This is a genomic window from Roseateles sp., assembly GCF_047654805.1.
Lineage (GTDB): Bacteria > Pseudomonadota > Gammaproteobacteria > Burkholderiales > Burkholderiaceae_C > Pelomonas.
In genome coordinates, this window is sequence record NZ_JASGIV010000001.1 from 1,266,289 (window position 1) to 1,277,821 (window position 11,533).

At 67.5% G+C, this 11,533-nt stretch carries 9 protein-coding genes; 5 read left to right on the forward strand and 4 right to left on the reverse strand.

Going from position 1 to position 11,533, the window contains the following annotated elements:
- The first annotated feature begins 26 nt into the window (after positions 1–26).
- From QM732_RS05695 to QM732_RS05715, 5 genes are all read left to right on the forward strand, one after another.
- Positions 27–1,337: a citrate synthase gene (locus QM732_RS05695; RefSeq protein ID WP_415655217.1), complete on the forward strand. Its 1,311-nt coding sequence runs from the start codon at positions 27–29 to the stop codon at positions 1,335–1,337.
- A 63-nt stretch (positions 1,338–1,400) separates the two neighbouring features.
- Positions 1,401–2,321: a ribokinase gene (locus QM732_RS05700; RefSeq protein WP_415655218.1), complete on the forward strand. Its 921-nt coding sequence runs from the start codon at positions 1,401–1,403 to the stop codon at positions 2,319–2,321.
- A gap of 21 nt (positions 2,322–2,342) precedes the next feature.
- Positions 2,343–3,653 (forward strand): TRZ/ATZ family hydrolase, encoded by a 1,311-nt coding sequence (locus QM732_RS05705; protein ID WP_415655219.1) that lies wholly within the window; start codon positions 2,343–2,345, stop codon positions 3,651–3,653.
- A gap of 10 nt (positions 3,654–3,663) precedes the next feature.
- Complete coding sequence (locus QM732_RS05710; RefSeq protein ID WP_415655220.1) at positions 3,664–4,689, forward strand: LacI family DNA-binding transcriptional regulator; 1,026 nt, start codon at positions 3,664–3,666, stop codon at positions 4,687–4,689.
- A 51-nt stretch (positions 4,690–4,740) separates the two neighbouring features.
- Positions 4,741–5,504 (forward strand): IS5 family transposase gene (locus tag QM732_RS05715; protein ID WP_415654614.1). Its coding sequence is split into 2 segments (ribosomal slippage): positions 4,741–5,056 and positions 5,056–5,504, totalling 765 coding nucleotides; the frame shifts between segments, so codons are not numbered across the junction.
- On the opposite strand, the gene QM732_RS05720 is transcribed toward QM732_RS05715, so the two are convergent.
- The 4 genes from QM732_RS05720 to QM732_RS05735 all read right to left on the reverse strand — a co-directional run bounded on the left by QM732_RS05720 (position 5,464) and on the right by QM732_RS05735 (position 11,412).
- The gene (locus QM732_RS05720) at positions 5,464–7,836 is read right to left on the reverse strand and encodes a GH36-type glycosyl hydrolase domain-containing protein (RefSeq protein ID WP_415655221.1); all 2,373 of its coding nucleotides are present in this window, start codon (positions 7,834–7,836) and stop codon (positions 5,464–5,466) included. The two genes, QM732_RS05715 and QM732_RS05720, sit on opposite strands and share 41 nt — an antisense overlap.
- A 4-nt stretch (positions 7,837–7,840) precedes the next feature.
- On the reverse strand, positions 7,841–9,187 hold the full coding sequence (locus QM732_RS05725) for an MFS transporter (RefSeq protein ID WP_415655222.1): 1,347 nt from the start codon (positions 9,185–9,187) through the stop codon (positions 7,841–7,843).
- A gap of 3 nt (positions 9,188–9,190) precedes the next feature.
- Complete coding sequence (locus QM732_RS05730) at positions 9,191–9,694, reverse strand: gluconokinase (protein WP_415655223.1); 504 nt, start codon at positions 9,692–9,694, stop codon at positions 9,191–9,193.
- A gap of 164 nt (positions 9,695–9,858) precedes the next feature.
- Positions 9,859–11,412: a sialate O-acetylesterase gene (locus QM732_RS05735; protein ID WP_415655224.1), complete on the reverse strand. Its 1,554-nt coding sequence runs from the start codon at positions 11,410–11,412 to the stop codon at positions 9,859–9,861.
- Positions 11,413–11,533 lie beyond the last annotated feature (121 nt).

The window sequence follows — 11,533 nt, forward strand, 5'->3', positions numbered from 1 at the left end:
CTTTTCAAAACCCAAAGGACCGAACCATGACCCCGTCCGACGTCAAAGCCACCCTGTCGTTCTCCGACGGCAGCCCCTCGATGGACCTGCCCCTGTACAAGGGCACGATCGGTCCGGATGTCATCGACATCCGCAAGCTCTATGGCCAGACCGGCAAGTTCACCTATGACCCCGGCTTCCTGAGCACGGCGTCGTGCAACTCCACCATCACCTACATCGATGGCGACAAGGGCGAGCTGCTGTACCGCGGCTACCCCATCGAGCAGCTCGCGGTGAACTGCGACTACCTCGAAACCTGCTATCTGCTGCTGTACGGAGAGCTACCCAACGAAAGCCAGAAGGCGGCCTTCGAGGACAAGGTCACTCGTCACACCATGGTGAACGAGCAGATGCAGTTCTTCCTGCGCGGCTTCCGCCGTGACGCCCACCCGATGGCCGTCATGACTGGCCTGGTGGGTGCGATGTCGGCCTTCTATCACGACAGCACCGACATCAATAACCCCGAGCACCGCGAGATCGCGGCGATCCGCCTGATCGCCAAGATGCCGACGCTGGTGGCCATGGCCTACAAGTACACCATCGGCCAGCCCTACATCTACCCGAAGAACGACCTCAGCTACGCCGGCAACTTCATGCGCATGATGTTTGCCACGCCCTGCGAGGAGTACAAGCCCAACGACGTGCTGGTGCGCGCGATGGACCGCATCTTCACGCTGCACGCCGACCACGAGCAGAACGCGTCGACCTCGACCGTGCGCCTGTGCGGCTCGTCGGGCACCAACCCGTTCGCGGCCATCGCGGCTGGTGTGGCCTGCTTGTGGGGCCCCGCGCACGGTGGTGCCAACGAGGCCTGCCTGAACATGCTGGGCGACATCCAGAAGCAGGGCGGCGTGGCCCGCATCGGTGACTTCATCAGCAAGGTCAAGGACAAGAACTCCGGCGTCAAGCTGATGGGTTTCGGCCACCGCGTCTACAAGAACTACGACCCGCGCGCAAAGCTGATGCGCGAGACCTGCCACGAGGTGCTGGCCGAACTGGGCCTGCAGAACGACCCGCTGTTCGAGCTGGCCATGAAGCTGGAGCAGATCGCGCTGGAAGACGAGTACTTCGTCGCCCGCAAGCTCTACCCGAACGTGGACTTCTACTCGGGCATCGTGCAGCGCGCCATCGGCATTCCCGTGCCGCTGTTCACCGCCATCTTCGCGCTGGCCCGCACGGTCGGCTGGATTGCCCAGCTCAATGAGATGATCGGCGACCCCGAGTACAAGATCGGCCGTCCGCGTCAGCTGTTCGTCGGCGCCACCCCGCGCGACGTCAAGCCCATCGCCCAGCGCTGATCGGCTCTCGCCTCATCGCGAACCCCTCGGTCTCCCCGAGGGGTTCTTTCATTTGGAGACTGGATGACCGCACCTGAGATCCTCGTCCTCGGCAGCGTCAACCGCGACCTCATCGTGCATGCGCCGCGCCTGCCGCTGCCGGGTGAGACGCTGCGCGGCCAGCGATTTGGCTCGTGCCTCGGTGGCAAGGGTGCCAACCAGGCAGTGGCCGCGGCACGGCTCGGTGCCCGCGTGGCGCTGGCGGCGCGTGTGGGCCTGCTGGAGAACGGCGCGGCCATGGTGGCGCAGCTGACGGGGGAGGGCGTCGACGTGCGAGCCATCGCACAGCCCGCCGACGAGGTGCCCGGCGTGGCCCTCATCGTCGTCGGCGCCGAGGATGCGGAGAACCAGATCGTCACCGTCGCTGGCTCCAACGGTACGCTGCCGCTGGAGCAGGTGGAGGCACTGGAGCTGGACGGCCTTTGCTGGTTGGTGGCTCAGCAGGAGTTGCCGCTGGCAAGCGTGGCGCGCGCGTTCGAGCGTGCCCATGCGGCCGGCGTGAAGACCCTGCTGAATGCAGCGCCCTTTCGCCCTGGCTGCGAGGCCCTGCTACCGCATGTCGACCTGCTGGTCGTCAACGCGCTGGAAGCCCAGGCCCTGGTGACGACGCTGGGCGGCGGTGCGGCCGATCCAGAGACGCTGGCCCGCACCCTGCGTGCCAAGGGGCCGGCGGCCGTGCTCGTCTCTCTGGGCGCCGAAGGCCTGTGCTGGGTCGATGCGCAAGGCACGCTGAGCGTGCCTGCACTGCCCGTGAAGGCCGTCGACACCGTCGGTGCCGGCGACACCCTCGTCGGCGCTCTCGTTACGGCGCTGGCCGAAGGCCGGCCCATCGCCAACGCGCTGGCCTTTGCCCAGGCAGCCGCGGCGCTGGCCGTGTCCCGTTCAGGCGTGCAGGATGCAATGCCGCGCCGCGCCGAAGTCGAGAAGCTGCTCATCAAGAACTGAATCCCACCAGGAGAACAAGAGATGTCCCAGACCCTGCTGCTGCCCCGCTGGCTGCTGACCATGAAGGCCGGCGAGAACACGCTGGAGAACCATGCGCTGCTCATCGATGGCGAGCGCATCGCCGCCATCGGCCCGCGGGTCGACCTGCTGGCGAAGTACCCGCAGGCCCAGCGCATCGAGCTGCCCGAGCAGATCCTCATTCCAGGCCTCATCAACGGTCACGCGCATTCGGCCATGACGCTGCTGCGCGGCGTCGCCGACGACGTTCCGCTGATGGACTGGCTGCAGAACCACATCTGGCCGCTGGAGAAGAAGTGGGTCAGCGAGGACTGGACCTATCTGGGCTCCAAGCTGGCTGCCGCCGAAGGCCTGCGCAGCGGCACGACCTACATCAACGACATGTACTTCTTCCCGACCGCGATGGCCCGCGCCGCGGTCGACTCGGGCGTGCGTGCCGCCGTGTCGATGAACGTCATCGACTTCCCCACCGGCTATGCGTCGGGTCCGGACGACTACATCGCCAAGGGCGTCGCCGCCTACGAGCAGTACAAGGGCGAGAAGCTGCTGGACTGGACCAGTGCGCCACACGCACCCTACACGGTCTCGGACGAGACCTTCGTCAAGCTGCGCGACCTTGCCGAGAAGCTGGACATTCAGATGCACTGCCATATCCACGAAACGGCAGGCGAGGTGTCTGATGGCCTCAAGGCCCATGGCGTGCGTCCCATCGCCCGCCTGGACAAGCTGGGCCTGTTCAACGAGCGGATGATCGCCGTGCACATGGTCCACCTCGACGAAGCCGAAATCGAGTTGATGGCGAAGAAGGGCGTGCACCTCGTGCACAACCCCAACTCCAACCTGAAGCTGGCCTCCGGCGTCATGCCGCTGAAGGCGCTGGAGGCGGCTGGTGTCAACACCATCCTCGGCACCGATGGTGCAGCCTCCAACAACCGTCTGGACATGTTCGGCGAGATCCGCTCGGCGGCTCTGCTGGCTAAGGGCATCACCGGCGACCCGACCGTGGCTTCGGCCCGAACGGCGCTGGAGATGGCCACCATCCGCGCCGCCAAGGCGATGGGCCGCGCCGACGACCTGGGCTCCCTGGAAGTGGGCAAGCTGGCCGACATCGTCGCCGTCTCCCTGGACAGTATCGAGTGCCAGCCGGTCTACAACGCGGCCGCGCAGCTGGTCTACGTGGCCGGTCGCGAGCAGGTCAGCAATGTCTGGGTCGGCGGCCGCCAACTGCTGCGGGATCGCCTGCCCACCACCATCGACGTGCCCGCGCTGCTGGCCGAAGTGCGCGAAGTCGTCGGTCGCATGCAAGCCGGCTGACGCCACCGCCATGCCCAGTCCCGCGCACCGCAGGCGGGCTACCGGCCGGGTCACGCTGGCCGACGTGGCTCAGGCCGCGGGCGTCAGTCCCATCACCGTGTCGCGGGCCCTGCGCGGCGAGCGCGCCGTCGCGGCCGAGCTCAGCGACCGCGTCCACGCTGCTGCCGCGGCGCTGGGCTACGTGCCCGACTCGGCTGCCCGCGCACTGGCCTCCAGCCGCAGCAGCCTCGTGGTGGTGCTCATCCCCAAGCTCAGCAACACGTTGTTTGTGGAGTTGCTGGACGCGGTGCAGAACGCGCTGGTACCGGCCGGCTACCAGACGCTGATCGGAATTACCCACTACGACGCGGGTAAGGAGGAGGCGGCGCTGCGCAGCTTCCTGGCCCACAGGCCGGCCGGCCTCATCGTCACCGGCAGCCATCGCAGCCCGGCGGCAACAGCCCTGATCGAAGGCAGCGGCGTACCCTGCGTTCGAGTGATGGAAGTGGGCGAGGAGGCCGGGGGCTACAGCGTGGGCTTCTCGCAGCGGGATGCCGGCCGGGCCATCACGCAACAGCTGCTGGACAGCGGCCGACGTCGCATCGCCTATGTGGCCGCCCAGCTGGACCCGCGCACGCTTGAGCGCGGCGAGGGCTATGAAGCGGCGCTGGCCCATATGGGCCTCGCGGACCACGTGCACAAGGTGCTGAGTGCCGAGCCCTCGTCCATGGCGCTGGGCTGCGCGATGCTGGAGCGTGTGCTGCGCGAGGCGCCGGACACCGATGCCATCTTCTTCTGCAACGATGACCTGGCTCAGGGGGCGCTGCTGGCAGCGCTGCGGCTGGGCATCGCGGTGCCAGAACGTCTGGCGGTAGCCGGCTTCAACGACCTGCCCGGCAGCGATCAGATGGTGCCGCCGCTAACCACCGTGGCCACTCCGCGCCGCGAGGTCGGCGAGCAGGCGGCGCAGATGCTGATGAAGCTGATGCGCGGCGAGCCGGTGCAGACGCCGCACCTGGATTTGGGGTTCCGGGTCGTGCGGCGTGCTTCAGCCTAGGGCCTGTTAACACTAATTGCACCAAAGCAATTGGGCTGCGACAGTGAGTGCATGGAGATCACAGCAGCCCAATTCGCGCAGATCGAGCACTGCTTGCCGCTGCAACGCGGCAACGTCAGCCTGTCGAATCTGCAGGTGTTGAATGCCATCCTTTACGTTGCTGAGCACGGCTGCAAATGGCGCGGCTTGCCCAAGCGCTTCGGCAACTGGCATACGATCTACACGCGCATGAGCCGCTGGGCAAAGTCGGGCGTTTTGGACCGGACCTTCGAGCAATTGCAGCAGGCGCAGATCGTGCAGATCAAGATTGAAGCGGTGTCGCTGGACAGCACCAGCGTCAAGGTGCACCCCGATGGCACCGGCGCGCCAAAAAAAACGGTCCGCAAGCTATCGGCAAATCCCGTGGTGGGTGGAACACCAAAATCCATCTCGTCGCGGCGGACGCGCGCACGGCCATAACCTTCTCGCTGTCACCAGGGCAGGCGCACGATGCTCCCGAGGGGCGAGCTCTGCTGAAGCGGCTCGGTGCGCCCAATCGGCCTTTGCATCTGTTGATGGATCGCGCCTACGAGGGCAACGAAACTCGGCAGCTCGCACTCGACCTGGGGTTCATCCCTGTCGTGCCGCCCCTGAGCACGCGCATCGAGCCCTGGGAGTACGACCGCGAGATGTACAAGCGCCGCAATGAAGTCGAGCGCCTGTTCCGCCGCCTCAAGGGCTATCGCCGAATCTTCTCCCGCTTCGAGAAGCTCGACATCATGTTCACCGCCTTCATCAGCTTCGCTCTGATCGCTGACGGATTGCGTTTGTGTTAACAGGCCCTAGCTCGACGTCCAGGCGGTACTCGCGGCCGGATTCGATACCGCGCACCAGGCCGTCGGGCAGTGGCTGGCCGTCCAGCAGCACACGGGCCTGACCTGTGCGGCGCACCAGCAGCAAGAAGCGAGCGCCCCGGAACTCGCGCTCGGCGCTGAGCCGGTCCCATCCTGACGGCAGCAGCGGCCGCACCAGCAGTCCCTGGGCGCACCCGCGCAGGCCGCACAGCCCCTCGATGACGCTGCGATAGGCCCAGGCCGCCGTGCCGGTGTTGAACAGCTGGCTGGAGCGCCCGGCCGTGCGCGGGTACTGGCGGTGCGCGCCCCGGTAGTAGTTGGGGATGAAGACGGGGAGTTGCCCCCGCCGCAGCAGGTCGGCCTCTTCCGGTCCCGGAATCATGCGGCGTAGAGCGTGCCACGCGCGGTCGCCCTCGCCCGCGTCATAGAGGGCATGAACGTAGAAGCTGGCTGCGTGGTTGTAGACGGCGCCGTTCTCGGCCGAACCCGGGTGCTTCTGCGTGACGCGGCCCACGTCGTCGCGCATGCGGGAGTAGGGCGGGTTGAACATCGCCACGCCGTGCGGCGTGTCGAGCTGGGCCTCGATGGCGGCGAGCATCTTCCGGCGTTGCTCATCGTCGGCCGCGCCGCTGAGCAGGGCCCAGGACTGTGGATTCAGGTAGATGCGACCCTCGGTGTCGGTGCTGATGCCGAACTTGACGCCGTCGTCCGTGATGCCGCGCGCGAACCAGTCGCCGTCCCACAGGTGGCGGTTGGCAGCGTCGTTCAGCTCCTGCGCGGCGGTGCGCCAACGCCCAGCGCCTTCGGTGCGGCCCGCGTCGGCACTGAGACCTGCCCACAGCTTCATGGCGTAGGCCGCGGCCACCGTCAGCCAGCCGGACACGCCGCGACCCTTGTAGCCCACCATGTTCATTGGGTCGCACCAGTCGCCCTGGGCGATGAAGCTCAGGCCGCGTGCGTCGCGATCCTGGTGCAGCCAGGCCATGGCGGCATCCAGGCGCTGAGCGACCGTAAGGCCGTTCACCGACTCATCCAGCAGTGCGAAGTCGCCGGTTTCGTCGAGATAGGCCTGCAGGCAGACGGGCAGCCACACGCAGTGGTCCGTGTGTGGCACCTGGTTGATGTACTTCAGCTCAGCACCTTCGATCAGCAGGACGCCGTCGGGCATGGCTCCGTTGTCATGCTGCTGGCCCAGCGCATGCAGCAGCGCGCCGCGCGTGACGGCCGGCGCGATGTAGGCCATGCCCAGGTTGTCCTGAAGGTAGTTGCGAGTCTGCGGGTCAGTACTGAGGCGGTTGACGTCGCCGTGATAGAAGACCTGGCGCGGCAGCCAGTGGTTGACGAAGCGGTCGAAGTCGGCATCCGGTGTCGTGATGCGCAGGCAGCCGCGGCCGCCGTCGATGTAGTCCGCGTAGGCTGCGCGGGTGCGGGCGAAGCCGGCCTCGCTGAGGTAGGTGCTGCGCATCCGGGCGATCTCCGCGTCGTCCAGAGCGGGGCCGAACAGGAATCGGTAGGTCTCGCGCCGGTGGGGTTGCAGCGCCAGCCGGTACTGCACGCAGGCCGCCGGCGTCTCGTAGCGGGCATCGCCATCGGCCAGCCGTTCCTCCTGCAGCGCGGCGGGCGCATGCAGCCCGCCTTCGCCTTCGAACGCTGCCTGGCTGGCTTCCCAGGCGTCGGGCGCTCGCTCGCAGAGGAAGTAGGTCTTGTCCTTGAGCTGCAGATTCTTGAAATAGTCCGCCACCTTCTGATACGGCGTCACGCTGCTGGCCACGATGCCGCCGAGGTCGCCCCGCCATTCGGCAGACTGGTTCATCCAAGACATGGCGCCGATGGGAAAGTAGGGCACGACACTGAGGCGCCGTGCGCGACCCGACAGGTCGGTGACGTGCAGTTCCCACAGTTCGACGACGTCGTCGGTGGGCAGGCCCAGCGTCATCTCTACGCGCAGCTCCAGGTGCTCCACGGTCCAGCCCAGCTCATGCCGGCCGGCCGTGAAGCGGAAGCTGTCGAGGGGGGCGCGCACCGGTTCGTAGGGGGCCGAGAACAGCTCGCCCGAGTCCTCGTCCTTCACGTAGACGAAGCGCCCGGGATGGTGGGCGTAGTAGGCCTGCTCCGGTTGCATGAAGGTCCTGGCCTCCAGGTTGGGTGCATGCGCGTACTTGGCTGGTTCGGGCTGCATGAACTGCGCAGTGGCGTAGCCGCGGCAGGTGACCTGGATCATCATGCGGCGGTTCCACAGGAAGCCGCCGGCCAGGGGCATCGCGGTCGGACTGTTCAGTTCGCAGCGTGCGCCGCCGTCGAGGTGATTGAGCATGGCGTCAGGGAAGGGATTTGCGGGCGGCCAGGTCGGCCTGGATGCGCGCCATCGTCGGGTTGTCCAGCGTGTAGAAGACCATGAGGGCCGCAGCTGCCAGCGTGAAGGCGGCCGGGATCACGGACATCAGCCAGACGATGCCAGCCTGTGAGGCAGCCGACTGAGCGGCGTTCGGCACGTAGCCCAGCGACGTGAACAGAGCGCCGATGACGCCGACGGCGACTGCCGTGCCCAGCTTCTGCGCGAAGGAGGATGCAGCGAAGGTCATGGCCGTGGCACGGCGGCCATTGCGCCATTCGTTGAAATCGGCGGCGTCGGCCAACATCGAGAAGCTCAGCGGCGACTTCGGCCCGAGTGCCAGGCCCAGCGCGATTTGCAGTGCATACATCAGCCAGATCTGGTCGGCTTCCACCAGCAGGAAAGCGGCCGACAGCGCGGTGGACAGCAGCATCAGCCCAATCAGCAGCCTGCGCTTGTCGATGAATCGTGTGAGCAGCGGCGTGCAGGCCGTGCCCGCGGCTGCGGCCAGCAGGTAGGCCGGCACGAAGGTGGCCAACAGCTCGGGCCGGTTGACCACGTACTTGAAGTAGTAGGCCGCGCTGCTCATGCGCAGCGTGATGCTGCCCATGATGATGAGCGCCAGGAAGAACAGCAGGATCCAGGGCAGGCTGGTGCGTAGGTCGCGCAGGTCCTGCCGCACGCTGGACGGCTTGGCCTGCACCGACTGCACGCGCTCGGTCGTCGTGCGGAAGGTGATGGCGAAGATGGCCGCGGCGGCCACGCCCCAGCACGCCATGGTCAGCGTCCAGCCGAGTGCGGGGTCTCCGTCGCCCAGCCAGGGCACCAGGCGGGGCGATGCGGCGGTGACGATCGTGCCGCCCGCGAAGCCGGCGACGAAGCGCGATGCGTTGATCGCGTTGCGCTCGCGCGCGTCACCGGTGATGACGCCCGATAGCGCGCTGTAGGGCAGGTTGATGCCGGTGTAGACCGTCATCAGCAGCAGGTAGGTCACATACGCCCAGGCCAGCTTGCCGGTCGGGCCGAAATCGGGTGTGGAGTACGTCAGTACGCCGACGATGGCGAGCGGCAGGGGCAGAAAGAGTAGATAGGGCCGGAACTTGCCCCAGCGCGTCCGCGTGCGGTCGGCGAGCGCACCGATCAGCGGATCGGTGAAGGCATTGAAGATCTTCACGACGAAGAGCATGGTCGCGGCCGCCGCCGCCGTGATGCCGAAGATGTCCGTGTAGAAGATCAGCAGGAAGGTGGAGATGTTGGTCCAGTAGAAGTTGAACCCCATGTCGCCCAGCCCGTAGCCGACGATCTCGCGTGGGGTGAGGCGGCTCCCGGTCATGGCTCAGGCCTGGCGCAGCCAGTCGCTGACCTGCGCTTGCAGTTCGCCCAGCGGTCGCAGCGCGTCAAGCCGCAGTACCCCAGGCTCACCGATCGGGGATTCAAGCGTCTCGAACTGACTGTCGACGAGGCTGGCGGCGAAGAAGTGCGAGGCGCGCGCGGACACGCGTCGGCTGGCCTGCGCCCTGTCGATGTCTAGGAAGGCGAAACGCAGGCCTGGCGAGGCTGCGCGGAGCTGTTCGCGGTAGGTGCGCTTGAGTGCCGAACACGTCAGCAGCACGCCCGGGTCCTGCCGCAACTGCTCGCAAAGGCTGGCGAGCCAGCCCGCCCGGTCCTCGTCGGTCAGCGGCACACCTTCGGCCATCTTGCAGCGGCTGGCTTCGCTGTGAAAGCGGTCGCCTTCCAGCCAGGTGCGCCCCAGGTGCTCGGCCACGGCCATGGCCAGCGTGGACTTGCCGCAACCGGCGACACCCATGACGACCAGCGAGGCGGGGGCGACCGGATTCATGCAAGCGTATGGGTGAAACGGTGGAACGAGGCGCCCGGCCGAGGCCGGCCCAGGTGCGCCCGGCGAGATTGGATAGCGCTATCCTATCCAGTGGAAGTGCTTATGCGGTGCGTAGTTTCCCGCTGCCCCTGCCCCGACGAACGCGCAGCAGCCCCTGGTGAACCCTAGCGCTGGCTCTGTGCGCGTAGCCAGGGCAGGGCGTCTTGTGGCCAGCGGCCGGCCTCGCCCGTGCTGTGCAGCCCGTAACCGTGGCCACCGGTGCCATACAGCAGCATCTGGTGGTTCTTTCCGGTCGCCGCCAGCGCCGCCTGGTAGGCACGGCTGCCGACGACGAAGCGGCTGTCGTCCTCGCTGTGGACGATCAGGGTCGGTGGCACGTCGATCTGTCGAGATTGAGCCGGTCCGCCGGTTTCGTCTAGGTAGGCCGGATAGACGAGCAGCGCGAAGTCGGGACGGCAGGACTGTGTGTCCGATGCATCGCCGGCCTGGCCAGTGCAACGGTCGAACGCGGTGCTGGCCCGTGCCGCCAGATGCCCGCCGGCCGAGAAGCCCACGACGCCCAGCCGGCCGGGGGCGATCTGCCATTCGGCGGCGTGGGTGCGGGCAAGGGCGATGGCGCGTTGCAGATCGGCCAGGGCGCCGTCGCGGTTGCCGGGCACCCGGTACTTCAGCACCAGTGCAGTGAAGCCCTGTGCGTTGAGCCAGGCGGCGACGTCGCTGCCTTCCTTGTCGACGACGACGTACTGGTAGCCACCACCCGGTGCCACGATGACGGCAGGCGCAGGGCGGGCGTTGGTCGCGGCGGGGTAGATCGTCAGCGTCGGCTGGCTGACATGGGCAATGCGCGTGGCGTCGCGTCTTTCGGGCTGTTGGCGGGTCTCAGCCTGCGGCGTGGAAGGCCCGGGCATGCGGCCGGCGGGCCACAGCGCGACGGTCTGCCGTGCCTGCAGGGCCTGCATGGCGTGGGCGAAGCGGCGACCCAGTTCTCGGGCGGCGTCGGCCGAGAAATGTAGGTCGTCACCGAGGTGGCCCAGGTCGGTCGAATCCGCGAAGCCGATGTTCGGCAATGCCGCGCGCATGTGGCGTTGCGCGCCGCGCACGGTGGTGGCCTCGGGCAGGCGAGCAGGCAGCGTGAACCGGCCCATCTCACCGACGACGATGGGCAACTCGGGCCGGCCGAGGTCCTGGCGCAGGTCTTGGAACATCCGGGCCAGCCGCGCGCCGTAGCTGGCGGCGTTGGCCGGGTTCTCTGCATCGGTCTCGCCCTGGTGCCACAGCACCCCGCGGATGACGCCCGTCCTCGAAGCTTCGCGGGCACGGCTGAGGGCTTGTTCATACAGATCTCCGCCCTTGACCCAGCGCCGCAGCGGCGTGCCGCCCACGGCCGTCGGAATGAGGCCGACGGCGCGCGTCCGGTCTTCTCCCAGCAGTTCGCGTGCGAATGCGATGCCGGGGCCGACACCGGGCTCGGCGCGGCCGGTCTTGGCGTGGATGGGGTCGCGGGCCACGGCCCAGCGGCCGTCGGCGGTCAGCGCCAGGATGCGCGGATCGTCCACCTGCGCGGCGAGGTCGCGGGTGTCGCGGCCGGCCATGTTGGACTGGCCCATCAGCAGGTAGATGTGCAGCCGCTCCGGCGGCAGGCCAGCATCCTGGGCATGGGCAGCGGTGGTGAGGAATGTCAGCATCGCCAGGGCCAGGCGTTGGAGCGGGGCAATCATGGGCAGCAGATTCTGTCAGCCACAGTCGGTGGCAACCGGCCAGGCCGATCAGCAACTTGAGCGAATGAAAAGGGCTCGGCCGGTGGGAAGAAGTGCTGGGAGCGAGGGGGCTCAGTAGAAT